Genomic DNA, 23,951 nt, shown 5'->3' on the forward strand with positions numbered 1-23,951 from the left:
CTGACATATATATTCACTCGATGGATAATTGGCAACTGGCCACGAGGGACCATGAGTGAACATAAAGGTGATTTCGCAAGAGACGTCCGGCTGCTGCGCATCAGTGCGATTGCTGCGGTAGGCGGCGCGCTGAGCACCGTGGCCGCCGACTTCCTGTTGCATCTCATCCGGCTGTTTACAGTCGGGAGGCACGTAGATCGTCGGCATAGGGTTACGGCAGCCTTTCCGCTATCAGTGGCGATCCTGCTGAATGCCGGAACATCACCAGTGGGACTGAACCTGTTCGCTGCCATCTACGGTGGCGCAAACGGCATGATGACGAGTCTGCGTGGCACCATCGTGCAGGACGTGATGGGGATCGAAGGGTACGGCGCAATCAGCGAACTATTGTCGATGCCCTCGAACATTGCGAAAGGCATTGCTCCGATTTCGGCAGCGATGATCTGGACCATCGATCGGGATTACGGGGCCGTCGAATGGACGGTGCTGCTCGTCTCCCTCGTGTCTACCGTCGCATTCGCTGCAGTTGGCATGAGTTCGCGTAATCGCGGCGTCATGCCGGTGTCAACCCGGTAGAGCGACGAAGCGCGTGCCCGCCGTACGACTTCCCTCAACCGTCGAACAGGATACTGGCGCCAGACTCCAGCACACTTCCAGGTGGAATACTCCATGAAATGCGGTTCAGAGCAGTCGTCGCGGCATCGATGCTCGTCGTGCTCCGCACGGTGGTTGTTTCGCCGCTCGCCCTTGCCGACGTCACGGCACGCCAGAACGACGTGGCGCAACGCGGCGCGGAAGTGATGCCGTTCTCGCTCGCGGCGACCACCCACATCTTCACGAAGACGGCCGATGGCTGCATCCGGCGCGTCGTCACGAAGCACCCCGACCCGAAGCAGACCGCGCTGATCCGCGGGCATCACGCCGCAATCGCCCGTCGGTTTTCGGCAGGCAATTTCAGGGCGCCGGAACAAATCCACGGCAACTCCATGCCCGGCCTCGCCGGATTGCGTACGGCACAGCCCGGCGACCTGAAGATCGACTATCGCGACGTGCGCGACGGGGGCGAAATCGTGTATCGCAGCAAGCAGCCTCACCTGGTCGCCGCGCTGCACGACTGGTTCGATGCCCAACTATCCGATCATGGGCCCGACGCGATGGCCGGACACGAGCCGGGCGCAATGCACCACCCTCCGGCAGACACTTCCACGCCGTGAACGCAAGGGAGAATTGGCATGAGCACGCCTGTTGACGAGATTCGTCGGGCAGTCGCCACAGACTTAGTCGCCGTGCGCGACGCCGAAATCGTCGGGGTGGCCGGGCTGGAGCAAGTTGGCGATGCGGCCCTTTTGCGTTCGGTCGCCGTTCACTCGCGGCTGCGCGCGTCCGGTCTGGGTGGCCGCCTTATCGACGCTTCCATTGAGCTAGCGCAAACGCGATCGCTGCGCGCGCTCTACCTTATTCCCAACGATGAATCCGCCCACGCGTTTTTTGCGCGGCGCGGATTCACGCGCATCGACCGAAACCACATTCCCGAGGCGATCCGCGGTCTGCCCGAATTCACGCATCTATGTCCGCAGACGCATCCGTGCTTGTGGGAGTCGCTGAATCCCGATTGCTCTCAGGGGCCTGCCATGAAGAAACTCGAAGTGTTCGATCCCGCGATGTGTTGCTCGACGGGCGTTTGCGGTGTGGACGTAGACCCCGTGCTGGCGCAATTCGCCGCCGACCTGAAGTGGGTCGAGGCGCACGGGGTGACCGTAGCCCGCTACAACCTGGGCCAGGCCCCGCAAGCGTTCGCCGCCAACGCCGCGGTGGTCAAGGAAATGGAAGCCGGCATGGAGCGGCTGCCGATCCTTGCAATCGACGGCCATATTGTATCGACGGGGATGTATCCGTCCCGCCAGCAACTCGCGCAGAGACTCGGCATTGTGCTGACGACGGCGGAAAAACCGCATATCAAAATCGGTAGCCGCTGTTCGCCGGGCTCGGACTGCTGCTAGGGAGCGTTCATATCCATGTCCTCGCTGCTCTTGCTGCTCGGCTTGCAAAGCCGGTATCTCTTCTTCACCGGGAAAGGCGGTGTTGGCAAGACGTCGCTTTCTTGCGCCACCGGCCTCGCCATGGCGGATGCCGGCAAGAAGGTGCTCATCGTCAGCACGGACCCGGCTTCCAATCTCGACGAGGTACTCGGCGTCGGCTTGAGTCAGTTGCCGACGGAAGTGCCCAGCGCGCCGGGCCTGTTCGCGTTGAACATCGACCCGGAAGCGGCCGCACAGGCCTACCGGGAACGCATGGTCGGACCGTATCGCGGCGTCTTGCCTGCCGCAGCGATCCGCAACATGGAGGAGCAGTTTTCCGGCGCCTGCACGGTGGAAATCGCGGCCTTCGATGAATTCTCCAAACTGCTCGGCGACCCGGCCGCGACAGCCGATTTCGATCACGTAATTTTCGATACGGCACCGACCGGGCACACGCTGCGCCTCTTGACGTTGCCCTCGGCGTGGAACGACTTCATCTCGTCGTCGACAGGAGGCGCATCGTGCCTTGGGCCGTTGGCCGGGCTGGAGAAGCAGAAGGCGCTGTACGCGGCGACCGTCGAACGGCTGTCGAGCGCAGCCGAGACCACCGTCGTTCTGGTGAGCCGCCCCGAAGTTGCGGCGCTGCGCGAAGCGAATCGCACGCGGCACGAGCTAGCCGAACTCGGCGTTCTCAACCAGGTACTGGCGATCAACGGCCTCTTCGCCGCCGGGCGCAACGACGACGCGATTGCGACCGCCATGGCGCAGCGCGCGCAACAGGCGCTGGCCAACATGCCGCGCGAACTGGCCGGCTTGCCGCAGACGCGCATTCCGTTCCTGCCGCGCGGCACGGTCGGGCTGGACGCGCTGCGCGACATGGCGCATCCCGAGCGCGTGCGCATGCCGGCCGAACACCGCATGCCCGAAACCGCCTTGCCGCCGGGGCTGGGCGACCTCGTCGACGCGCTGTCGGCCGCGGGCCACGGCGTGATCATGACCATGGGAAAGGGCGGCGTGGGCAAGACCACAGTAGCGGCGGCAATTGCCGTCGCGCTCGCGGGGCGCGGACACGACGTGATCCTCTCGACCACAGACCCGGCCTCGCACGTGGCCGCCACCGTCGATGGCGTCGTGCCTCGCCTGAGCCTCACACGCATCGACCCGGCGCGGGAAGTGCAGCAGTACACCGAGGAAGTGCTGGGCAAGGCGGCATCGCATCTCGATGCGGGCGGCCGGGCGATGCTCGAAGAAGATCTGCGCTCGCCCTGCACCGAAGAAATCGCCGTCTTCAGGGCCTTCGCGCGCACGGTCGATCAAGGCAAGTCCGGCTTTGTGGTGCTGGACACGGCGCCGACCGGGCACACCATCCTGCTGCTGGATGCAGCCGAGGCCTATCACCGCGAAGTCATGCGGGCGCAGGGTGACATGCCGGAGTCGGTCCGTCAGTTGCTGCCGCGCCTGCGCGACCCGAACTACAGCCGCATCCTCATCGTCACGCTGCCGGAAGCGACTCCGGTTCACGAAGCGGAACGCCTGAGCGCTGACCTCGCGCGCGCCGGCATCACGCCGTACGCGTGGGTCATCAACCAGTCGCTCCTGGCGAGCGGCACGACCGATCCCATGCTGTGCCAGCGTGGCACTTACGAGGTGCCGTTCGTGCGCCGCGTGGCGGACAACCTGGCGCAGCGCACCGCACTGATTCCCTGGCTCCCCGAGGCGCCGGTCGGGCCCGTTGGCCTCGAGCACGTGATTACGTCGCGGGCGTCCACGTAGTCCAGTGCACCGACCACCGCCTTTAAGCTCAATGGGCCGCGTGACCGCCAGAATTCTAATCAGGAGATGGGACGAAAGCGCATGCCTGCAGACATTGATGTCGTAGTCATCGGCGGTGGCCAGGCCGGGCTTGCCACCGCCCTGACACCAACGGATTGCCGAGGACAGCCGGGACGCGCGCCAGAGACGCGGAACGCTTGTGGCTGGTCGGCCACGGAGAGTGGTGCGGAGCCGCCCCGGCTACGCTCATCGGTGTAACGGGTAACGCGCGGGACACTGCGCAGGGCATGGGCCAATTTCTACTTCCCGTACAACCGAGCAACGCGTCGGCACCGTAGACGATCAGGGCATCGCAAATGAGGCATCGTCCTCTTTACCTGCCATGCCAAATCTCCGTCATGTGGCAGGCGCTGGGGGATCGGGGCCGAGCAGCAGTTACCAAGGTGCCTGGGTCTGTTCCTTTGCGTTGAGCGAACGCTCGCGCGGTCAAACGCGGATCCGGTTTCTGCCCGGTGTTTCCAAACGAGCGGCCAGAATCGAAACAAGTGTAATCATCTGTTAGCCGCACGCCAGCAGAGCACTTTTCCCGCCGGCAAACCGCCCGCACTTTGAGAGGATCCGGCCGTTTTTCAAATGCTCAGGTCACCGTGAATGCCCCCTATGTGTCGCTTATTCGCGATCTGTGGCGCAGGCTGGGTAAAACGCGGTCGAGCAGGTGCCGCCAGCGTCGGCGCAATGACCGCGCTCCTTATTGCCGCGACGTGGCACGGCGTTCGCCATCCGACACGTCGCGGCGTTGTGCTGACGATTGCCGCGGTGCCTGCTCTGTCGCTCGCATATACGCTGGCCCTTATCCCATTCACACCCCGACTCGGTGACATCCGCAAGGCCCGCGTCGACCGTCCTGCGCTGATCCTCTCCGCCGACTGCACCATGCTCGCGGAATTCAAGCCGGTCAATCGCGAGTGGGTCACCCTCAACCAGATTTCACCGCATGCCTTCAAGGCTTTCGTGTACGGTGCGACGTTTGCCGATGGTGCGTAACCAGGCGACACAATCGTCGACCGCAACGTTGCCGTCGCATTGAAGGGCAATGCGGTGTGGCGGCCCACCGACCCCGAGCCCCCTACGGGCCGACCGATGACGCTGCGCAATGCGCTTGCCTTTTCGCGTAATCGCGTGACTGCCCAGCTCATGCAGCGCGAGGGACCGGCAAAGGTTGCGGCGCTCGCGCGTGAGATGGGCGTCCGCGAAAGTCCCCTTGATGCCGTCCCGTCTCTCGCCCTCGGCACAAGCCCGGTCCCGCTCAAGGAGATGGTCTCGGCGTATTGCACGATCGCCAATCGGGGAGCCTATGTTGAGCCACGCATGGTGACTCGCATCGAAGATCGCAACGGCAACGTGCTCGGCGAGTTCCCTGCTGCGCGGCCAACGCAGGCGCTACCGCTCGCCGCTGCGCTCAAGCTGGTCGACGTGATGCGTGACGTCGTCAATCGGGGCACTGGCTCCGACATCAGGACGCGTTTCGGCATTCACGCCGACGTGGCGGGCAAGACCGGAACGACGCAGGACAACACGGACAGCTGGTTCATCCTGATCCATCCGCAGCTGGTCGCCGGTGCCTGGGTGGACTTCGACGACGCACGCGTGACATTGGCGCAACGACTGGGGCGAAGGCGCGCATGGTGCATTGCCGATGGTGGGTGCCTTCTATGACATGGCACTGCGCGCGCGGGTCGTTGATGGTCACGCGCAGCTTGCGCCCGTGAGTAATCCGTCGCACATAGCTTATGCGCGCACGCACCGTCATTTCCTCTTCTGGCGATTCTGGTGCGTCAGTGCATCCGATGCTTGTCACTGACCGGCATATTCGAGCCATTCCGGGATCGGCGTAATCGAGCCACGTAGCGGGCTCAGTGTTCTGTCGGGCGGCAGCCCGAAACGCATTTCGAATTTCCACAACCCGGTACCTTCAGGCTTTTTGCACGGAGGGCCGATGAGTCGAAGGAGGTTCGAAGTGTTTGAGTATCGACAGGTTCTGGCGCGCATGCGTCAGAGCGATTCCGACCGCGACATTGCCAGCCCACGCCTGATGGGGCGTGGGAAGCTGAAGACCGTCAGGCAGGTCGCGCTCGCTCGGGGCTGGCTCGATCCCGGTCGGCCCTTGCCGGACGACGCCGAACTGGCAGCAATCGTCGGACGTAATCTGAAGCTGCCGCGTAGCTGCGTCTCCACGATTGAACCTGCTGATGGCGGCGCTGCTCGGCAGCGTGATCGGCTTCGAGCGCGAGCGGCTGAACTGGGCGGCTGGCCTGCGCACGCACATGATGGTCTGCGTCGGGGCCCCGCTGATGATGCTGGTCTCGGCGTTTGGTTTTGCCGACGTGCTGGGCGAGAAAACGTCGTGCTCGATCCGTCACGGGTCGCCGCCATTGGCTTTCTTGGCGCAGGGTCGATACTGCTGCGTGGCGAAGCGGTGCGCGGCCTGACGACGGCGGCCAGCCTCTGGTCGATTGCAGGTATCGGCCTGGCCGTGGGCGGCGGCATGTAGACCGCAGCGATCGGCGCGACGGTCATCATCATGATCATCCTGGTCGGTGTGAAGCCGCTGGAGCGGCGCTTTATTTCCGTGCGTCAGCAGCGCACCATACAACTGCTGGTCGAGCGCGGCAGTGTCCCGCTGGATACCGTTCATCAGGCACTGGGCACGGGGAGCCGAAGCTACGATTACGAGGGCTTTACGCTCGAGATCTCTGTTCAGTCCGATTTCAGCATCAGACCCGGGAAGCTCCAGCCAGGCCGGCCGGGCTATGTTGCCGTCGTCAGGATATTTCAGGCAGCCAGCACGCTCGCCGTCTTTTCCCGCTGCGCTTTGGCGAAGCCCGCGGCCGAGCCTTCGCGACGGAGGCCGACGCGCTTATGGGCGGATACAGCGCAGCGTGCAAGATCGTTGATGACCTGTTCAGCCATGACCGGCATTGACCACGGATCAGCGGGCGAGCGCTCAACTGGATGACGCGGGTACCAGGGTGGACCAGGCTTAGCAGGGCGTGGCCGAACCGCGCCCCTCGCATTGCCAGACCGGGCCTTTCAATGAGTTGTCGACCACGCGCATCGACCGGTTTATCGTCGTCCTCGCCCACGGCTTCCGGATCCCACATATCGGGGAAACTCCTGGATCGTTCCGATTAATGGCGTCGATTTAACAAAGTTAGAATAGTTACTCTAGACCGGCGGGATATTGTGCGAATGCAGTCAGCCCATCGCGGGCTTCCCGGTCACCAGCCGCAGTGGCAGCGGCCAACCCTCGCCGGCGAGAACCAGGGAGACATTTGATGAGCACTCCTGAGCGGATGCTATTTGCCACGACGCATGAAACCAGTACGTTGAACCTTGCTGTCCTGAACGGCCAGCTGTTTGCCAGCCTCCATGAGCTCGCGCGCCTGAACATGGAGACATGCAGGCTTGTGTTTTCTGGTGCCGGGTTGCATTGGGAAAACGTGCTATGGGCACAGACGTCAGAGCAGCTTGTCAGGCGCCAGGCCGACACCCTGCCCTGGCTCGCCACGCAGTTTGCCGGATACACCCATGGCTGGATGGACATTTTTGCGGCAGCGGCGGCTAGCCTCAGCCGGAATGCCAGCGACGGTCATCACGAGCATGCACACCACCTGAACACGACGTTTGACGGTATGGCGAGGTGTGCGCGGGGCGTCGATGCGATGTTGAGGATGCTGAATCCGGCGCCCGTCGAGATGCATGACGTGCCGGTAACCCAACCGCTGGTGAATTCACGGCATCTCGCAACTGCAGATCCCGATAGTGCTTCAGAGGCACCTGCCGCGGCGAGGCGACGAAGTCCGCCTCCCGGGCGTCGCAAGTCCTCCAGCTAGGCGACGCTACCCCGAAAGTCTCCCCGGGTCCGGTCTCGCCGCGCGCTGCGACCGTCCGGGTTCCTTGTCGTGCACATTGTTTTTCGGGAGGGAAACGATATGTTGAGCCCCCACGAGCTGGCCACGTTGTTGCTGGTCAAGGATGCGCCCGGGCGCATCGAGGCGGACCGTGCCGAACTGTGCGCGCTTCGCGAGCTCCAGCTGATCGCGAACGATCCACCGGAACCGGGCTTTCCGGTTCCTCGCGTGACCCCGCGCGGGGACGCCGTCCTGCGTGCAATCGCGCGGGTGCGCTGACCGACACTCACGCACAGATAGCCGATCATCCAGACGGTCTGGCGGTCTATAGTCGTTGGGCGCGCCGCCCATGCGATTGGGCAGCGATCCTGACGAACCCGAGGAGGCTGACGTGGATCCATCCTGGCTGGGAATAGCGATTGGCGCGATCGTGCTTGCGCTCGCCGCAACTGGCGTTGTCGCTCACTACCGCCGTGAACGGCGTCGTGCCGATCTTCAGCGCAATCTGGATCATCATGAGTGGTGTCGCTGGACCCGGACACGACACTGAACGCCTTTACGACGCATTTGCATTGAGCGGCAACTACACTTCGGACCGGGGTCTTCACACCTGGCACTGGAGGGCCGGGCAAGGCGTCGCACCACAGGTAAAACGAATAAATCCATCGTGAGCTACGAATTCGAAGAAAGGGATCTGGCGCACATCTGCAACGTGCTCAACCATCTCGAGCACCCGGCGGCCAACTTGCGCACGTGTGAAACGGGTGCAGTCATTGACCTGCGGTGGTGGCGGGCGAGGATACAGGCCGTTCTGGCCATGCCGCTGCTACCCGCTCACCTCGAGAGACAGGCGAGGGATCTGCTCACCCGCCTGGACCGGCTGCCAGATTAGTCTGGACAACGAACGGGTGGTGGCTGGTAATCGACGTTGCCATCTCGCCGGCCCGACGGGTTTGCTTGCGTGGCAAGCGCCCCAGGTGCGTGCGGCAGTGTGGTGCGCGCTGGTTTGCGCTTCGCACCAGACGGGGGAGATTGCCCGCGTGTGGAGCATCGTCGCGGGGCGCGGTTCAGTTGTGTGACGCCATGGAGCCGGGGTTCGTCCGACCTGACGCAGTGGCGTATTTCTTGCCTTTGGACAGGCTGGTCGACGAAGGCCGCAAATGTGGGCCCCACCTTGTGTCGGGGAGAGGTCGCAGACGGGACAACGGCGTCGTCCCGAAGTGCAGATGTATGGAACCATTCCATAGGCGCGCTTCGGGGCGCTTTTTTTCCATCCACGCAGGACGCAACGACGCGGGCACGAAGGATGGAAGATGCGGGAGACAGATGCGTACGAGATGGATGCAGTTCTTTGCAGCAGTGACGGGGGTAGTTGGCGTTCAATCGCGCAATGCAGCGGCAGAGGATATGGACCGGGCGATCGAGCCAGAAGAGGACAGGCGGCGCGACTCGGCTGACTGGCGCCCAGCGGCAATGCGGACGCGCGGTGCCCGCAGACGCACTGGCATCCGCAACGCGACGCCGCCGGGGGAGGCAACCGCCTCGCAGTCCGTGCAGGAAAGCGTCTCGTCCCTGAACCCGGGCTTCAGTGCTGTGGCTGCGTGACGATCAACGCAAGGCCAGCACGCGGCGGCCGATTTGCGCGGGGACGCCATCCGCGACAGCAGGAGGCTGGTGTGCTGCCAGCTGCAGGAGCCTTTCGAGGTATTCGCTGGCGCGGGCGACGATCTCGACACGGGTCGTGGCGAGCTGCCGATCGTACTCGTTGACCACAGTCGTGAGTTCGATGATCAACGAATCAGGGATAGTCCATTCCCCCGTCCTGTCAGCCTCGACGAGTACCTCACCGAGATGTTGTTCGACGCGGTCAATGTCACGGATATCGAGCCTGCCGAATCCGGCGCGGGTGATGTAGCCCGTGATGAGCACGATCTGGGACATGTGATTGATCAGTAACCGGCCAGCTTCGCCGCTGCGCAGCCGCTCGAGCGCGATCCGCGTACGCAGCGCAAGACCGGATGCTTCGCTTCGCCGCCGTCACGCTGACGCAACTGAAGCAGGCGCTCGTCGAGGGCCGCCAGGAGCAAATCCAGAATCTGCTGTTGAAGGCGGAACACCTGGCGCTCTATTACCAGTCGCTGGAATCGCAGGGAAAGATGACGCGCCTCGACGCCCAGGCCGCCGCTAAAACTGCCATCGGGCAACTGAATGCCAACAGCAAGAGCTATTTCTGGGTAACGACGTCGGACAGCATCAATCTCGTCCATCCCGTTGCGGAGCTGATTGGCAAGAAGTCCGGCGGCAATCGCACCACTTCCGGGGATCTCACCGATACGCAGGCCTACGCCCAGAGCCTCGCTACCAACCATATCGCGCTCGTCGACGTGCTGATCCACCGCACCCCACAAGCCCGCTCGAGCCCAAATTGCAGGGCGTCGTGGCCATTCCTGCGTGGCAATGGTGGATCGGCACGGGATTCTTCTATGACGACATCGACGCCGCTTTCTGGCGCGTCGCACGGACCATGCTTGGGGTGCCGCGCTCATCTTCGCAATGGTCGGCATCATGGCGTGGTCGATGATGCGCGGTATTCGTCGTTCGCTCGGCGGCGAACCCGTCGACGCAGCCGAATTCGCCGCGCAGATCGCAGCGGGCTATCTCGCGGCACACATCGAACTTCGCGTGGGCGACCAGTCGAGTCTGCTACATGCGCTCAGTGAAATGCGCGGCAAACTGCGTGAACTGGTGCAAGGCATTCAACAATCGAGCGACTCGATTGCAACCGGCGCATCGGAGATCGCCCACGGCAACATCGACCTCTCACAACGTACGCAAGAACAGGCAGCCTCGCTGGAGGAAACGGCCGCCAGCATGGAGCAATTGACCGCCACGGTGAAGCAGAATGCCGAAAACGCCCGGCAGGCTCGTCAACTCGCGACACTCGCGTCGGCCGCGACCGGCCGCGGCGGCGCCGCAGTCAACGAAGTCATCCAGACCATGCGGGGCATCGCAGAAGAATCGAAAAAAATCGAAGAGATCATCGGCACGATCGAAGGCATTGCGTTCCAGACCAACATTCTCGCGTTGAATGCGGCAGTTGAGGCCGCGCGCGCTGGTGAGGAAGGTCGCGGATTTGCAGTCGTCGCCGGAGAAGTACGCGCGCTTGCGCAACGCAGTGCGTCGGCTGCGAAAGACATCAAGGCGCTCATTGGCGCATCGGTGGGACGCGTGGACGAAGGCACCGGACAGGTCTCGCTCGCGGGCGAAAGAATGAAGGAGATCGTGCATTCGATCACGCGCGTGAGCGACATCATGGGCGAGATCGAATCGGCCTCCGTCGAGCAAAGCACGGGCATCGAGGAAGTCAATCGCGCTGTTTCGCAAATGGACGAGGTCACCCAGCAAAATGCGGCGCTCGTTGAAGAAGCAGCCGCGGCGGCTGCCGCGCTCGATGAGCAGGCGGCACGGCTGCGCTCGACGGTCGGCGCATTCAGACTGGCACCGTAAGCGAGCCACCACGCACGCGGCCCGTTTTCTGCAGATATTTAAAGGCGCGGCGCTACACTCGAGCGGTTGTCGAAAGGCCGTGCCCACGGGCATTCGGTGTGCGTACCGCGCGGATCATGGGCCTTCGCTGACGGTTGTGACCGCGCGTGCTGTCGCCGACGCATGGACGAGGCCTCGGCCGCCGCGAGGGGCTCGTTTACGCCAGGATTGACGCCGATCGCATCGCCGTATAACGTGTAGATGTAGATACATTTATTGACTTTGTTGTGCGGACTCGCTGGGAGAGGTGGCCGCGCAAGGGACTGACCAGACCAGCTATGTTTACCGATTGCTATTGCACTCAGTTCCGCCGCTCCGCCAACGCGTTGACGAGCGTGTACGACGATGCGCTGCGGCCGGTAGGGATGAAGATTACGCAGTTTTCCCTGCTCAGAGCGCTGGAGCGCTTGGGTGCCGCGACGTATTCCGAAGTTGCCGCCGAAGCCGCTCTGGACCGGACGACGATTTCCCGGAATCTGAAGCTGCTGATCAACGCTGGATGGGTCGAGACCACCCCCGACACGGACGCGCGCTTCAAGGTTGCCAGCTTGAGCAAGGAGGGCGTCAAGGTCCTCCGTGCGGCTGAACCGTACTGGCAGCTGGCTCAGGCGAGGGTGGAGAGTGAAGTCGACCGGTTCATGAAAGGGCCCGCTAACAAGCGCTTGCTTGAGGCTCTCGAATCGCTGCAACGCGCTGGGGCGGCGGCTTAGGCCGCAGCGATGGCTTGCTGCATGCGTTTAGTGCGACGACGTGACTTCGCTTTGAAACATTGAGATATTCGACCGTTCCGGTACAGGAGAAGCATGCGGGTTAACGGGTTACCCAAATAGATGTAGGTACATGTATTAGTCGTACGTATCGACGTCTCGAGTTTGGTCTGGGTGTAGCTAAAAGGTAGTTCTATCGGGACTGCCATCGTTATAGATGTATATGCATCTAATTGCATGGAAAAAGGAGACTGTAATGCCGACCTACATTGTTTCAGTTGCTAGTGGCCGCTTGAATTCAGAGGCGAAACAGCGCATCGCTGCCGGAATCACTTCATCGCACAGCAATGCGACGGGTGCGCAAGGTTTTTTCGCTCAGGTGATCTTCAACGAGATTCCTGCCGGAGACCATTTCATCGGCGGCGCGCCGCTGGTGTCGGACCAGATTTTTGTCCACGGTCATATCCGTGCCGGGAGAACGGCAGCACAAAAGCGGCAACTGCTTGAGGCTATCGTCGACGTGGTTGTCGACGCCGCTAAAACGGAGGCGCGCTTCGTTTGGGCGTATGTCTCCGAGCTGCCACCCTCGCAGATGGTCGAATACGGAAAGGTGCTGCCGGAGCCTGGCTCCGAACACGAGTGGTTGACGTCAATGGCCGAAGGGGACAGGGATTACCTGCTCAGTATCGGCTAGGCGCACGCGCAATACACACAAAGCAAAATCGGAGGAGCAATGAGTACCTCAACCTATTCTGTGCCCAAGGCAAAGGGCATGACCCGCGAAGAACGAAAGATCGTCTTCGCGTCCTCGCTCGGCGCAGTCTTTGAGTGGTACGACTTCTACCTGTATGGTTCGCTGGCGGCCATCGTCGGGAAGCAGTTCTTCTCAGGCGTCAACGAGACAGCTGCATTCATCTTCGCGCTTCTGGCTTTCGCTGCGGGCTTCGCGGTTCGTCCGTTCGGTGCACTGGTCTTCGGTCGACTGGGTGACCTCGTAGGGCGCAAGTACACGTTCCTCATCACCATCCTTCTAATGGGGGCGTCCACGTTCCTCGTCGGCGTCCTTCCCTCGTACGCGACAATTGGCATCACCGCGCCGATTCTGCTTGTTGTTTTGCGGCTTTTTCAGGGGCTGGCGCTTGGTGGTGAATACGGCGGCGCGGCTACCTACGTTGCCGAGCACGCACCGAGCGGACGTCGCGGGGCATTCACTGCCTGGATTCAGACGACGGCGACGCTGGGCTTCTTCCTGTCGTTGTTGGTCGTTCTGGGTGTGCGCCTGTCGGTAGGCGAAAGCAGCTTCGCAGCCTGGGCCTGGCGTATCCCGTTCATTTTCTCGGTTGTACTGGTATCCATGTCGGTATGGATTCGACTTAGCCTTCACGAGTCGCCAGTGTTCCTGAAAATGAAAGCGGACAATGCGGCTTCCAAGGCGCCGATCAAGGAGGCGTTTGGTCAGTGGAAGAACGTGCGTCTAGTACTCATTGCACTCTTCGGTCTTGTTGCTGGGCAATCGGTCATCTGGTACGCGGGACAGTTCTATGCCCTGTTTTTCCTCACCCAGACACTGAAGGTCGAGACTGTCACGGCGAACCTTCTGATTGCAGTGGCCCTCGTGATTGGTGCGCCGCTTATCGTGTTCTTTGGCAGTCTCTCTGACCGCATCGGGCGCAAGCCGATCATGCTGACGGGGTTCCTCCTCGCGGTATTCCTGTACTTTCCGATCTTCCACGGTCTGACGCGGTATGCCAATCCGGCACTCGCCGAAGCCCAGACGCGTGCTCCCGTCACAGTGGTCGCTGACCCGAGGACATGCTCGTTCCAGTTCAACCCGGTCGGTACGTCCCAGTTCGTGAGCTCGTGCGATATCGCCAAGTCCTTCCTCGCCAGGGCGTCTGTCAACTACGAGAACGTAGCTGCTCCTGCGGGAACGGTAGCTTCGGTTCACGTTGGTGACCTTGTGATTCCGAGCTTCGAGGGAGTCAAACTGAGTGCGGCGGAGCGCAAACAGAAGACGGCTGAGTTCGAGGCAGCACTCGCAAAGCAAATCAAGGCCGTTGGCTACCCGCGTAACGCTGATCCCCAGCAAATCAACTATCCCATGGTGATGTTGATGCTGGTTGCACTCGTCTTCCTCGTAGCCATGGTCTACGGACCAATTGCTGCCACACTGGTCGAGCTCTTTCCGGCACGCATCCGCTATACGGCCATGTCACTTCCGTATCACATCGGCAATGGCTGGTTTGGCGGGTTTTTGCCTACGACGGCGTTTGCACTCGTGGCTGCCACAGGAAACATCTATGCGGGCGTCTGGTATCCGGTCGTCATAGCAGGCATCTCGTTTGTCGTCGGTCTCATCTTCCTGCCCGAGACAAAATCGCGAGACATCACGGCGTAAGCGATCGACGAGTTGTTGGCTTCGCTACGGGGTTGGCGGTGAGTCCACCCATCGAGGCGCCCGTATGGGTGGCTCGACGTTCATCTGCAGCGTCTCGGCATCGTGCATACATCGCAAACCGGGAGCGGCTACAGAAACTACTAGCGTTGACCAGGTTTAAGCGTTCGATAGTGAATTGTGGAAGAGACTGTGCTCGCACGGCGCCGACGGAGCAAAGCGGCTTGAACTGCGGGATCATGCAGCGGATGAAGGCAACGTGCGGATCGATACGGCGGTGCATCGCCCGCCCAGGAAATTAACTTTAATACTAAGCGCTACGACGCAGACCCGAATCGGAGGGGTCTGATTCTGTTCGCCTGTCACGGGGAATCCGCCGCATAGCCGGCGACTTTCCAAACCAACGTCAATAACCTGTTGGCTTCAGGCCAGCACCGCATGAACGCGGTGCCGGTCATTCAAGGAACGCGTATGACGCAAGCGCATTCGCCCCGTTCCGTCATGATGCGTGAGCGACACGGTACTGCGACGACAGATAGCGTCGGATGTCGTCAGGCGCATTGATGAAGCGCGTTCCGTTGTGGTCCTGAACGTCAACGGACGCGTCCTTCACCCTCTGGCCATCACCGAGCACGATCACCGGCGCGGACTGGTTGGTTTCGCCGATCAGTTCGACGATTGCGTTGCGTGGACGCGGCGCATCGATGTATTCGACGTCGACGTTGTTGCGCAGTTGCGGGAAAAAGCTCAGCAGTCCCTCGACGGCAACCGAGTCGCCGCAGTAGAGTGGACCTTCTTCACCGCTAAAAAACCCCGGGCGCAGGATGAACAGTTTGTCTTTCATGCTTGTCTCGCTTTGGTTAGAAATTCAGAGTTGAGGTGCTGCGTACTTCGATTCACGATTCCATCGGCACGAGGGTCGCGGCTCGCAGCCGCGAGAAACCGGCTTCGAGGTCGGCGATCATGTCGTCGGGATGTTCAAGGCCCGCATGGATCCGCAGCAGTGGGCCGTCCCAGGGCCATTGTTTCGCCGTGCGGTAGCCCCCTGGGCTGGAGCGCAGAAGGAGACTTTCGAAGCCGCCCCAGCTATAGCCCATGCCGAAGCAAGACATCCCGTCGAGCAATGCGCGCATCGCCTCCTCGGATTGCGGGTGCAACACAACCCCAAACAGACCACTCGCGCCTGTGAAGTCGCGTTGCCACAGTGCGTGGCCCGGTGAACCCGGCCGGGCTGGATAGAGAATTTCGGCCACTTCCGGCTGCTGCGCGAACCAGTCTGTCAAGGCGTGCGCATTGCGCTGATGCCGCTCGAGCCGAACCGAGAGTGTTCGCAGGCCGCGCAGCGCGAGATAGGCGTCGTCACCGCTCACGGTCATGCCGAATTGCCGATAAAACCGGTTGATCTTTGGATACAGCGACTCCGTTGTGAGGATCACGCCCATCAGCAGATCGGAGTGCCCCGAGATGTACTTCGTTGCTGCGTGGATCGATACGTCGACGCCATGCTCGAACGAACGGAAATAGAGCGGCGTTGCCCAGGTGTTATCCATCAGCACGATTGCACCGTGACGATGCGCGATCCGGCTGATCGCCGGGATGTCCTGCACTTCGAACGTGAGCGAACCGGGCGACTCGACGAACACCGCGCGCGTGTTCGGCCGTATCAGCGACGCGATGCCGGCGCCAATCGCCGGATCGTAGTAGGTCGTTTCGATGCCGAGACGCATGAGCGTTTCATTGCAGAACGAGCGCGTCGGGTCGTAGACGGAATCGGTCATCAGCAGATGATCGCCGGGATTCAGGACGGCCAGCAGCGACGTCGTGATCGCACTGAGCCCGCTCGGTGTGAGCATCGCGCGATGCCCGCCTTCGAGTCGCGCGAGCGCGGTTTCGAGCGCGCGCGTGGTCGGGCTGCCGCCGCGCCCGTACGCGTTCGGCGTGCCGCTCGCGGTCTTGAGTGCGTCAAGGTTTTCGAATAGCAGCGTCGATTGGCGGTAAACCGGCGGATTCACCGGCGCGCCGAGCTGATCGTGCTTGCGGCCCTCATGGGCCAAGACAGTGTCGGTCGAATGCGTTGCGTTCAAGGTGTGGTCCTCTCTGTCGTCGGTTCAATCGGGGTGTATCGAGCACCGCCGCGATATCGCTATCTGTGCTGTGCGTGAAGACATATTAATTTCGCGGGTGCGAAAAAAGTTTTTAAAGAATCGCGCCGATCCCGCTAAGATTGGGAAAAGTTTCTAACCCGGAGGAGATATGGATAAACGCGATGCTCAAATGCTGACGCTGCTTCAGGCGGATGCGACCATCGGACTGAATGAACTGGCCAAGGCGGTCAACCTGTCGCCAACGCCATGCTGGCGAAGGCTGCAAAAGCTGCGGGACGAAGGGGTGATCTGCCGGCAGGTCGTGCTCTGCGATCCTAACAAGCTGAATCTCGGTCTCACGGCGTTCGTGACAGTGCGCTCGAATCAGCACGGCGATGCGTGGACCACGCGGTTCATTGACGCCGTACGCGCGATTCCGGAGATCATCGAAATCCATCGGATGAGCGGCGATGTCGATTACCTGCTCAAGGTCGTCGTGCCGGATATCGCCGGATACGACAGGGTCTACAAGCGGCTGATCAAAAGTGTCGAGTTGATGGACGTAAGCTCGGCGTTCGCGATGGAGGTGATCAAGCGAACGACGGCGCTTCCGCTGGATTACGTGGTGGGTGAATAACGAATACGCGCCACCGCCTACAATTAAATTGTCGACAGGTGGCGCGTTTAATGGCTTTGCATGGCCGCTCGATGAGGCTCTGACGTGGCTCACCCGGCTATCACCTTTCCCGTGTAGACGGGATCGAACAGCAATCGTTCGGCCCGTGCGAGCAGGCGAATTGCGTTGAGTCCGGCCGTATTGGGCTCACCCGTAGCGGGGCGCGCAGTAAGCATCCCATAGATCGACGCGCATTGCCGAACGCGGTTCGAGGTCGAGCAGCTCGCTCGTCTGGTCAACGAGGCCCTGTACCTTCGGGCGCTGCGCTGCCGAAGTGCGTGACACCGTCACGCCGATCACGGGCCTCATGAGAAAACGCGAACGCGAGACCTGCATGCGTGCCGCAGTGCCGGGCGCGAGCATGACGGCCGAACGTCAAGCCCCGCTGCGCGAATCTACTGGTCGAGCTCGAGCTTGGCAGCCGCTGCAGCGGAATTGGTGCGTCGATGAGATCCAGTCGCGCAACGTTATTCAGTCTTGTGGTGAGCGTTGTCGTTGTCATGCGGATGGCACCGCTGTCGGGTAGAAGGCGCCCACCGCCGGCTAGACGGCGGTAGGCAGCGGTTCAGTGCAGGATTTTGTCGAGGAAATCGCGTGCACGCTCGGAACGCGGCGTATGAAAAAATGCGTCGCTCGTAGCGTCTTCCACGATCACGCCACGATCCATGAACAGCACGCGATGTGCGACCTTGCGTGCGAAACCCATCTCGTGCGTGACGCAGACCATGGTCATCCCGTCGCGCGCGAGCTCGACCATGACATCGAGCACTTCATTGATCATTTCCGGATCAAGTGCTGATGTCGGTTCGTCGAACAGCATCGCGATCGGGTTCATCGAAAGCGCACGGGCAATCGCAACGCGCTGTTGCTGCCCGCCTGACAACTGCGCGGGAAACTTCTGGGCGTGCGCCTTGAGCCCGACGCGATCGAGAAGACGCAGCCCGATGTCGCGCGCCTCGTCCATGGGCCGGTGCAGCACTTTCGTCTGGGCTAGTGTCAGGTTGGCCAGCACAGTCAGGTGAGGAAACAGTTCGAAGTGCTGGAAGACCATTCCGACGCGCGAACGCAACTGCGCGAGCTTGACGGACGGATCGTCAAGCCGGGCGCCGTCCACCGTGATGCAGCCTTTCTGGAACGGTTCCAGACCGTTGATCGTCTTGATCAACGTGGATTTGCCGGATCCGGACGGGCCGCAGACGACAACCACTTCGCCTTTGGTGACCGCTGCGCTACAGTTGTCGAGCACCTGATGCTTGCCGTACCACTTCGAGACGCTGTCGAGAGTAATCATGTTGGGATTCTTCGTGAATGGTGGAACGTTCAGCTATCCGCGACGCGGACGGCCGGCGGCCGTTCAATGCGTCGATGGCAATGCGCAGCGTGTCTCAATGCGGCCCTGGAGCCATGCGAGTAACGTGCTGAGCACCCAGTAGATCGCGGCGGCCGCAAGATACAGCGGCAGCGGCTGGAAGGTAGAGGCGATGACTTCCTGCGCCGAGCGCAGCAGTTCGGTGACGGTGATGACGGACACGAGTGACGTATCCTTGACGAGACTGATCAGCGTGTTCGAAAGGCTTGGCACCGCAAGGCGCAGCGCCTGAGGACAGATGACGTAACGCAGCGTCTGCACATGCGTGAGACCCAGGCTGTGCGATGCGGCCCACTGGCCGCGGCCGATGCCAAGGATCGCGCCGCGCATGCTTTCGGACAGGTACGCGCCAGCGTTCAGCGTCAGCGTAAGAATGCCGGCTGAGGTCGGGTCGAGTGAGATACCGACGTCCGGCAGCCCGTAATACACGACGAACATCTGCACGAGGAGCGGAGTGCCGCGCATCAGGCTGACATAGCCGCGTGCGATCGAGGACAGTAACCCGTTGTTGCCAATTCGTACGATCGCGACCAAAAGGCCGACGATCAGCCCCAGCACCATTGATGCGATCGCGAATTTCATGGTGAGCACTGCGCCCGTTGCGAGGACGGGAAGGGTGTGCACGACCAGATCAAATGCGTCCATGAACTTGACTCCAGATCGTTGTCGGCCGCACCGGCGATGCGATGCATGCCGGTGCGCGCGTATGGTTGCGGGAGGGTTAGTGGGCGTTCGGGGCCGAGACGTCGGCACCAAACCATTGCATTGAGATCTTCCTGAGCGTGCCGTCCTCGCGCATCGATGCGAGGGCGTCGTCGATGGCTTTTTCGAATTTAGGATTGCCCTTGCGGAACGGAATGCCCATCTTCGTGTCGGCGCCCGGGATCACACCGCTCGCACGCAGCGGCAGATGTGTGGTCTTGATCAGGTAAGGAACCATCAGGCGATCGTTCACTGCGGCATCAAGCCGGCCCGTCGCGAGATCGCGCAGAATCTCGGACTCACCGGGATACGTCTGCGCGTTGATCGCTGGCACGGTTTTCACAAGCTCCGCATAGTTGCTGCCGAGCACGACCCCCATCCTGAGATTCTTCAGGTCGTTCAACGACTTGAATGCGCGTGAATCGTTCTCGCGCTGTAGCAGTTGCGCGGCTGAGTACACGTAGGGCTGGCTAAAGTCGAGCACCTGCTGGCGCGCCGGCGTGATCGCGACCTGGTTGACAATCACGTCGAATTTGCCTGCCTGAAGGCCGGCGAGGATGCCGCTCCATTCGGTCGTGACGAACTGAGGCTTGACGCCGAGTCGGGCGGCGACGGCCTTCGCGACGTCGACGTCGAATCCTTCGAGCTGCCCATCGCTGTTGCGGTAATCGAACGGAGGGTATGTGCCTTCAAGCGCGACCGTCAGCACGCCGGTCTGTTTCACCGTGTCGAGCAGGTCGGCAGCATGCACGGATGCCGTGGTGAGCCCGAGCAGTGAGGCGATCAGTGCAGACATAAACAGCGGTTTGAACGACTTCATCTTTGTCTCCGTTGGTAAGAATAAGAATCGATGTGGCAATTTCAGGTTGCTTCGACGACGGTTGCCGCGTGGAAAGCGCACGTTTCGCGCATGGATAGGTGCACACCGTCCACGGTTACGAATGCGGCTCGATTGATGGCAAGCTTAGTTTTGTCAGAATGGAAAGTGTTTCCAAAAGCGTGCGTACAGCGATCGTTTCGTGGAAGATTTTTCTAGTCCTGAGTCGGGTTGCGCAACCGGCCTGCTATCGGTGGAACCGTGGGGCGACGCGGTCGCACCTTCTGCGCCACGTTTGCTCCAACGCCGGTTGCGAGTCCGTATGCTGCACGCGGAGCGCGCTTTTTGCTTATCAGGCCGTGCGCGAAAGCGATCAGTGTGAGACCTGTAGCCCGTTCGCATGAAAGCAGCGCGAATATCAACGAACGTTTTGGCCGGGCGTAGGGGTTGTGTAATTCACGCCGCGTCAGCGCTAGCGGCTAGCACGCACGTCCTGGGGCTTTGCCGAAGGATGTCTCGCTTTCCTGTGCGGATCTCGTGCGGGAATGGCATCATTGAATGCGTCGATCATCGATGGCGTTCGCCTTCCTGATCACGCGACGGAAGACGGTCGCGGGCTCTGTCAAAATTGCGGCATCCGTTCGCCGGTTCCTGGGCACGCCATCACCGCTTCGTCGAGCCGCTTGGTGCCGCCACCGTGCGACGAACCGCGCCGACGAAGAAGGCCACCGGAATCCAACCTCCCGGCGATCGCAGGGCAGGCATGACATGGCAAACCAGCGATGCGAACAATGCGGCAACCAGACGCCGCCCTGGGACACTATCAACTGCGGTTCTGGCGATGGCTACCATGAGTTACTCTGCACTTCGTGCTTCAATGCCAGGATTGCCGAGTCCACCGGATTCACCGATTTCGAGAACGCCCGGCTTGCGCCGATCCGGATGATCGACAGCCAGGGGGAGTCCCACCAGTTCCAGTTCCATTTCCAGCTCCGGCTTCTGGGCGACCGGATTGCTCTGGATGGCTTTGAGCTTCAAGGAGAGCTTCCCTCCGGCTACCGGTCCCAGCTGATCGGTGAGGCCGACGACGAAGTGCTCGTGCTGCTCGGGCGACTCGTCGAGAAGATTCGTCGCGCACTGTCGGTCCGGCACATCGATTTTCGGGAGCGCCGGATCATTGAGAGCACGGTGCGCGGGCGCATCGAATGGGACGATTCGCAGGCAGGACACGTGCCACTCGTGGTGGTCGACGGCAAGGAGGTCTCGTGGGACGATCTTGGGCGAGTGCTCATGAGCATGGAAGGATGGCAGTTCCGGCTCGATATCGCTGACCCGAGCGAAGAGCTTTGAGTCGCTGTCCCGACGCGGCGAAACGGGTGGCCAACCTGGTCGATCGAACGTTACAACCCTATCGGAGTAGAGCCATGGTCGCAGTCAGGCACGATGATCTTTCCATGACGTTCGACTTCGTCAGCTACGCGTCGCCAATGGAACATAGCGCGTATGTCTCGCTCGAGACGGGCAAGATCTGGTGGATTTCCGATTCGAATGATGCGTTCGACGAGGAGATTCCTGGCGACCTTGAAACGTCCGATCGCTACCTTGCGATACCGCACAAGAACGAGCTCGATCTCGGAAGACGTCTCGCCTTGCGATTTGTCTCACAGGAGTTGCCTGGACGTTACGGCGAGGTCGAAGGTTTTTTCCGGCGGCAAGGGGCTTATGCGCGTTTCAAGGATTTGCTGGAACGTGAAGGCGTTCTGGAGCGCTGGCATGCGTTTGAAACCGATGCTGTCGAAAGTGCGCTGAGGCAATGGTGTGCCGAAAACGGGCTTGAGCTTGTTCAGACTTGACCGGTGCCGTCAGCGTTTCGCTCTGCCAGGTGTGCTGTCGCCGACGGTTAAACGTGGAAATGTTTCGGTGACGCGTCCGCAGCCGGGGCGTTCGACCAGCTGTGGGCCATGCGAAAATCAGCGACCCCACATCGCCAGGAGCGAACGCACATGAGGTCGGGTATCGCGTGAAGAGGATCTTTACTCCAACGGCAGAGCAGCGGGCCGTGATCGAGGCGGCGCGTGGCGCCGGAGACCTCAAGATCAAGGCATTTGCCGGCGCGGGCAAGACCTCCACGCTCCAGCTCGTGGCCGAGCACTTCGGCCAGCGGCGCGGCATGTACCTCGCGTTCAACCGGGAAATCGCGTCGAGCGCAGCCCGACGCTTTCCACCTCACGTCGGCGCACGGACAATGCATTCGCTCGCGTGGGCCTCGGTCAGCCCGTCGCTGCGAAACCGGATGACCCTTCAGGGCGAGCCGCCACACGAACTTGCGGTACGCTACGGGCTGGGCCCGCTGGAGGTGCGGACGGTGACGGGCAAGGCCGTCGAGATTGCCCCGTTCGAGATCGGACGGATGATTGCCGACGGGCGGGACAGGTTCTGCCGGTCCGCTGATATCCAGCCGGCAACTCAGCATATCGTCGTCGATGAAAAGATCGACGAAGCGGTGGCTGCGCAACTGCGCACCTACCTGCTCCCTTACGTCGGGCGGCTGTGGGAAGAGGGCGCGGCAGCGCGCGCCGCGAGCGCCATTTCGCCTGACGTGCTCCTGAAGCTCTGGGCGCTCTCGCAGCCACGCATCGAAGCCGACTACCTCCTGTTCGATGAGGCACAGGACAGCGACGGTGTCGTGCTGTCGGTCCTCGGCCGACAGCGCCACGCGCAGATTATCTACGTGGGCGACCCTTACCAGCAAATCTACGAGTGGCGGGGCGCGATCAATGCGATGGCGCAGATCGACGCGCCCGAATGCGCGCTCACGGAGTCGTTCCGCTTTGGCGTCACGTTCGCGGCGCTCGCCAGCCGCCTGCTCGCACTCCTGGGTGAGCGCACGCCCATCCGGGGTCAGGAAGCCATCGGCTCGATCATGGTGGAAGACTCCGCGCTGGCGCCGCCGGTCGATGCAATCCTGTGCCGGAAGAACGTTACGGCGATCTGGCAGTTCGCTGCAGGACTCGAGGCGGGACATCGACCGGCGATCCGGATGAGTCCCGCCGAGATCCTCGCCTACGCTGACGGCGCAGACCGGCTGCTGGCCGGCCGGCGCGCGTTCCGTCCGGCGGCGTTTTCGCTGTTCGAGACATGGAGCGACGTACAGTCCTTTGCGCGCAGTGCATTTGGTCAGGACCTGCTGCCGGTCGTGCGGATCGTCGACGAGCTGGGTACCGGCTATCTGCGGGCCCTGGCGCAGCGTTCGGCGGCGGAGGACGCCGCCGACTATGTGATCTCGACCGTCCACCGTGCCAAGGGGCTCGAATGGAAGCGGGTCAGGGTTGCCAACGATTTCCGCCTGCGCGGGGCCGAAGGCAGCCCGATGCCGGACGACGATGAGCTCCGCCTCCTCTATGTGGCCGTGACACGGGCGCAGCATGTCCTGGATATCTCGGAATTGCGGGACGAACTGCTGCAGCTTTTCAGTCGCCGACACCAGGACCGGGCAGCATAATAAGTGATCAAATGGGAGAGTCTTGATTCCCGTTTGAGATTGATCTAGAATGGGAGTCATGGAATTCCCATCTGGGAGGAGCGTATCATGTCCCTGAATCAACCGTCCGGCCGTCATTCGGCCGCGCGTCCGGGTGCCGCACATGCCGGCAAGGCCTTGGTCGGCTCTGGCAGACCCGGCGCCCACGCTGACGATATCGAAACGTTCCTCGTCAGGTTCGACCCGCTCGAGCAACGCCGGCAGATCCGGGAAGGCATGGAAGCGGCGATCATCGAGCGCGTGGCGAAGGACCTGCTGCACGTGCCGGTGCAGACGCTGCTCGCGAGTCTCAATCTGCCGAGTTCGACGATCCTGCGCAAGATGGCGCGCGCAGAGCGCCTGTCGCCAGCCGAGTCGGATCGTGTTGCGCGCGTGCTCTATGTGCGCCAGCTTGCTGTCGAGGTGTTTGACG

Annotated in this window: 22 protein-coding genes and 4 pseudogenes; 18 read left to right on the forward strand and 8 right to left on the reverse strand. The window is 61.8% G+C overall.

Annotation, left to right across the window (positions count from 1 at the left end; all coding sequences use genetic code 11):
* Window positions 1-51 precede the first annotated feature (51 nt).
* From BMI01S_RS39595 to BMI01S_RS31345, 8 genes and pseudogenes are all read left to right on the forward strand, one after another.
* Window positions 52-576 carry an MFS transporter gene (locus BMI01S_RS39595; protein WP_081723559.1) on the forward strand — a complete coding sequence of 175 codons (525 nt, stop codon included), beginning with the start codon at window positions 52-54 and terminating at the stop codon, window positions 574-576.
* Between the two features lie 98 nt (window positions 577-674).
* On the forward strand, window positions 675-1,214 hold the full coding sequence (locus tag BMI01S_RS31315) for a hypothetical protein (protein WP_028232412.1): 540 nt from the start codon (window positions 675-677) through the stop codon (window positions 1,212-1,214).
* Window positions 1,215-1,232: 18 nt separating this feature from the next.
* Window positions 1,233-2,000 carry an arsenite efflux transporter metallochaperone ArsD gene (gene arsD / locus BMI01S_RS43985; protein WP_081723560.1) on the forward strand — a complete coding sequence of 256 codons (768 nt, stop codon included), beginning with the start codon at window positions 1,233-1,235 and terminating at the stop codon, window positions 1,998-2,000.
* A gap of 15 nt (window positions 2,001-2,015) precedes the next feature.
* Window positions 2,016-3,791: an arsenical pump-driving ATPase gene (gene arsA, locus BMI01S_RS31325; protein WP_028232414.1), complete on the forward strand. Its 1,776-nt coding sequence runs from the start codon at window positions 2,016-2,018 to the stop codon at window positions 3,789-3,791.
* A 999-nt stretch (window positions 3,792-4,790) separates the two neighbouring features.
* Window positions 4,791-5,652: pseudogene (locus BMI01S_RS31330) on the forward strand (penicillin-binding transpeptidase domain-containing protein); the annotation flags it as partial.
* A 388-nt stretch (window positions 5,653-6,040) separates the two neighbouring features.
* Window positions 6,041-6,504 (forward strand): annotated as a pseudogene (locus BMI01S_RS31335) (MgtC/SapB family protein); the annotation flags it as partial.
* A 622-nt stretch (window positions 6,505-7,126) separates the two neighbouring features.
* Window positions 7,127-7,684 carry a hypothetical protein gene (locus BMI01S_RS31340; protein ID WP_042291804.1) on the forward strand — a complete coding sequence of 186 codons (558 nt, stop codon included), beginning with the start codon at window positions 7,127-7,129 and terminating at the stop codon, window positions 7,682-7,684.
* Window positions 7,685-7,783: 99 nt separating this feature from the next.
* The gene (locus BMI01S_RS31345) at window positions 7,784-7,981 is read left to right on the forward strand and encodes a hypothetical protein (protein WP_028232419.1); all 198 of its coding nucleotides are present in this window, start codon (window positions 7,784-7,786) and stop codon (window positions 7,979-7,981) included.
* A gap of 46 nt (window positions 7,982-8,027) precedes the next feature.
* Here BMI01S_RS31345 and BMI01S_RS41255 read toward each other — a convergent pair whose 3' ends face one another.
* Window positions 8,028-8,219 (reverse strand): hypothetical protein, encoded by a 192-nt coding sequence (locus tag BMI01S_RS41255; RefSeq protein WP_028232420.1) that lies wholly within the window; start codon window positions 8,217-8,219, stop codon window positions 8,028-8,030.
* Between the two features lie 150 nt (window positions 8,220-8,369).
* Between BMI01S_RS41255 and BMI01S_RS31355 the strand changes: the two genes are divergently transcribed.
* On the forward strand, window positions 8,370-8,594 hold the full coding sequence (locus BMI01S_RS31355) for a hypothetical protein (protein WP_028232421.1): 225 nt from the start codon (window positions 8,370-8,372) through the stop codon (window positions 8,592-8,594).
* A 716-nt stretch (window positions 8,595-9,310) separates the two neighbouring features.
* Here BMI01S_RS31355 and BMI01S_RS31365 read toward each other — a convergent pair.
* Window positions 9,311-9,643 carry a hypothetical protein gene (locus tag BMI01S_RS31365; protein ID WP_174480160.1) on the reverse strand — a complete coding sequence of 111 codons (333 nt, stop codon included), beginning with the start codon at window positions 9,641-9,643 and terminating at the stop codon, window positions 9,311-9,313.
* 77 nt (window positions 9,644-9,720) lie between these two features.
* Here BMI01S_RS31365 and BMI01S_RS43790 point away from each other — a divergent pair.
* The 4 genes and pseudogenes from BMI01S_RS43790 (at window position 9,721) to BMI01S_RS31385 (ending at window position 14,353) form a co-directional block, all read left to right on the forward strand.
* A pseudogene (locus tag BMI01S_RS43790) lies at window positions 9,721-11,209 on the forward strand (methyl-accepting chemotaxis protein).
* Window positions 11,210-11,526: 317 nt separating this feature from the next.
* Window positions 11,527-11,958 (forward strand): MarR family winged helix-turn-helix transcriptional regulator, encoded by a 432-nt coding sequence (locus tag BMI01S_RS31375; RefSeq protein ID WP_036046567.1) that lies wholly within the window; start codon window positions 11,527-11,529, stop codon window positions 11,956-11,958.
* A gap of 253 nt (window positions 11,959-12,211) precedes the next feature.
* The gene (locus BMI01S_RS31380) at window positions 12,212-12,649 is read left to right on the forward strand and encodes a tautomerase family protein (protein WP_028232424.1); all 438 of its coding nucleotides are present in this window, start codon (window positions 12,212-12,214) and stop codon (window positions 12,647-12,649) included.
* 39 nt (window positions 12,650-12,688) lie between these two features.
* Window positions 12,689-14,353: an MFS transporter gene (locus BMI01S_RS31385; RefSeq protein ID WP_028232425.1), complete on the forward strand. Its 1,665-nt coding sequence runs from the start codon at window positions 12,689-12,691 to the stop codon at window positions 14,351-14,353.
* Between the two features lie 496 nt (window positions 14,354-14,849).
* On the opposite strand, the gene BMI01S_RS31390 is transcribed toward BMI01S_RS31385, so the two are convergent.
* Together BMI01S_RS31390 and metC are read right to left on the reverse strand one after the other, a co-directional pair.
* Window positions 14,850-15,194 carry a DUF3088 domain-containing protein gene (locus BMI01S_RS31390; RefSeq protein WP_028232426.1) on the reverse strand — a complete coding sequence of 115 codons (345 nt, stop codon included), beginning with the start codon at window positions 15,192-15,194 and terminating at the stop codon, window positions 14,850-14,852.
* Window positions 15,195-15,246: 52 nt separating this feature from the next.
* Window positions 15,247-16,434 carry a cystathionine beta-lyase gene (gene metC, locus BMI01S_RS31395; protein ID WP_028232427.1) on the reverse strand — a complete coding sequence of 396 codons (1,188 nt, stop codon included), beginning with the start codon at window positions 16,432-16,434 and terminating at the stop codon, window positions 15,247-15,249.
* Window positions 16,435-16,603: 169 nt separating this feature from the next.
* On the opposite strand from metC, the gene BMI01S_RS31400 reads away from it, so the two are divergent.
* On the forward strand, window positions 16,604-17,071 hold the full coding sequence (locus BMI01S_RS31400) for an Lrp/AsnC family transcriptional regulator (RefSeq protein ID WP_028232428.1): 468 nt from the start codon (window positions 16,604-16,606) through the stop codon (window positions 17,069-17,071).
* A gap of 92 nt (window positions 17,072-17,163) precedes the next feature.
* Here the strand turns inward: BMI01S_RS31400 and BMI01S_RS44165 are convergent.
* From BMI01S_RS44165 to BMI01S_RS31420, 4 genes and pseudogenes are all read right to left on the reverse strand, one after another.
* A pseudogene (locus BMI01S_RS44165) lies at window positions 17,164-17,482 on the reverse strand (pyridoxal-phosphate dependent enzyme); the annotation flags it as partial.
* Window positions 17,483-17,675: 193 nt separating this feature from the next.
* Window positions 17,676-18,401, reverse strand: coding sequence for an amino acid ABC transporter ATP-binding protein (locus BMI01S_RS31410; protein ID WP_028232430.1), 726 nt, complete (start codon window positions 18,399-18,401; stop codon window positions 17,676-17,678).
* 63 nt (window positions 18,402-18,464) lie between these two features.
* Window positions 18,465-19,124: an amino acid ABC transporter permease gene (locus tag BMI01S_RS31415; RefSeq protein WP_028232431.1), complete on the reverse strand. Its 660-nt coding sequence runs from the start codon at window positions 19,122-19,124 to the stop codon at window positions 18,465-18,467.
* Window positions 19,125-19,200: 76 nt separating this feature from the next.
* Entirely contained in the window at window positions 19,201-20,001 is an 801-nt protein-coding gene (locus BMI01S_RS31420) for a transporter substrate-binding domain-containing protein (RefSeq protein ID WP_028232432.1), read from the reverse strand.
* 570 nt (window positions 20,002-20,571) lie between these two features.
* Here BMI01S_RS31420 and BMI01S_RS31425 point away from each other — a divergent pair.
* The 4 genes from BMI01S_RS31425 to BMI01S_RS38345 all read left to right on the forward strand — a co-directional run.
* The gene (locus BMI01S_RS31425) at window positions 20,572-21,348 is read left to right on the forward strand and encodes a DUF7713 domain-containing protein (protein ID WP_244145452.1); all 777 of its coding nucleotides are present in this window, start codon (window positions 20,572-20,574) and stop codon (window positions 21,346-21,348) included.
* A gap of 74 nt (window positions 21,349-21,422) precedes the next feature.
* Complete coding sequence (locus BMI01S_RS31430; RefSeq protein ID WP_028232434.1) at window positions 21,423-21,851, forward strand: hypothetical protein; 429 nt, start codon at window positions 21,423-21,425, stop codon at window positions 21,849-21,851.
* A gap of 206 nt (window positions 21,852-22,057) precedes the next feature.
* Entirely contained in the window at window positions 22,058-23,500 is a 1,443-nt protein-coding gene (locus tag BMI01S_RS31435) for a UvrD-helicase domain-containing protein (RefSeq protein ID WP_407669093.1), read from the forward strand.
* 87 nt (window positions 23,501-23,587) lie between these two features.
* The coding region (locus BMI01S_RS38345; RefSeq protein ID WP_052408457.1) for an antitoxin Xre-like helix-turn-helix domain-containing protein at window positions 23,588-23,951 on the forward strand (364 nt) is incomplete at its 3' end.

This window comes from Paraburkholderia mimosarum LMG 23256 = NBRC 106338, from assembly GCF_000739815.1.
In the GTDB taxonomy this organism is placed as follows: Bacteria; Pseudomonadota; Gammaproteobacteria; order Burkholderiales; family Burkholderiaceae; genus Paraburkholderia; species Paraburkholderia mimosarum.

Bases quoted from the DNA above. Each gene is read 5' to 3' on its own strand.
- BMI01S_RS39595 (WP_081723559.1), top strand. From the start codon at position 52: ATGAGTGAACATAAAGGTGATTTCGCAAGAGACGTCCGGCTGCTGCGC.
- BMI01S_RS31315 (WP_028232412.1), top strand. From the start codon at position 675: ATGCGGTTCAGAGCAGTCGTCGCGGCATCGATGCTCGTCGTGCTCCGC.
- arsD (WP_081723560.1), top strand. From the start codon at position 1,233: ATGAGCACGCCTGTTGACGAGATTCGTCGGGCAGTCGCCACAGACTTA.
- arsA (WP_028232414.1), top strand. From the start codon at position 2,016: ATGTCCTCGCTGCTCTTGCTGCTCGGCTTGCAAAGCCGGTATCTCTTC.
- BMI01S_RS31340 (WP_042291804.1), top strand. From the start codon at position 7,127: ATGAGCACTCCTGAGCGGATGCTATTTGCCACGACGCATGAAACCAGT.
- BMI01S_RS31345 (WP_028232419.1), top strand. From the start codon at position 7,784: ATGTTGAGCCCCCACGAGCTGGCCACGTTGTTGCTGGTCAAGGATGCG.
- BMI01S_RS41255 (WP_028232420.1), bottom strand. From the start codon at position 8,219: ATGATGATCCAGATTGCGCTGAAGATCGGCACGACGCCGTTCACGGCG.
- BMI01S_RS31365 (WP_174480160.1), bottom strand. From the start codon at position 9,643: ATGTCCCAGATCGTGCTCATCACGGGCTACATCACCCGCGCCGGATTC.
- BMI01S_RS31375 (WP_036046567.1), top strand. From the start codon at position 11,527: ATGTTTACCGATTGCTATTGCACTCAGTTCCGCCGCTCCGCCAACGCG.
- BMI01S_RS31380 (WP_028232424.1), top strand. From the start codon at position 12,212: ATGCCGACCTACATTGTTTCAGTTGCTAGTGGCCGCTTGAATTCAGAG.
- BMI01S_RS31385 (WP_028232425.1), top strand. From the start codon at position 12,689: ATGAGTACCTCAACCTATTCTGTGCCCAAGGCAAAGGGCATGACCCGC.
- BMI01S_RS31390 (WP_028232426.1), bottom strand. From the start codon at position 15,194: ATGAAAGACAAACTGTTCATCCTGCGCCCGGGGTTTTTTAGCGGTGAA.
- BMI01S_RS31400 (WP_028232428.1), top strand. From the start codon at position 16,604: ATGGATAAACGCGATGCTCAAATGCTGACGCTGCTTCAGGCGGATGCG.
- BMI01S_RS31410 (WP_028232430.1), bottom strand. From the start codon at position 18,401: ATGATTACTCTCGACAGCGTCTCGAAGTGGTACGGCAAGCATCAGGTG.
- BMI01S_RS31415 (WP_028232431.1), bottom strand. From the start codon at position 19,124: ATGGACGCATTTGATCTGGTCGTGCACACCCTTCCCGTCCTCGCAACG.
- BMI01S_RS31420 (WP_028232432.1), bottom strand. From the start codon at position 20,001: ATGAAGTCGTTCAAACCGCTGTTTATGTCTGCACTGATCGCCTCACTG.
- BMI01S_RS31425 (WP_244145452.1), top strand. From the start codon at position 20,572: ATGGCGTTCGCCTTCCTGATCACGCGACGGAAGACGGTCGCGGGCTCT.
- BMI01S_RS31430 (WP_028232434.1), top strand. From the start codon at position 21,423: ATGGTCGCAGTCAGGCACGATGATCTTTCCATGACGTTCGACTTCGTC.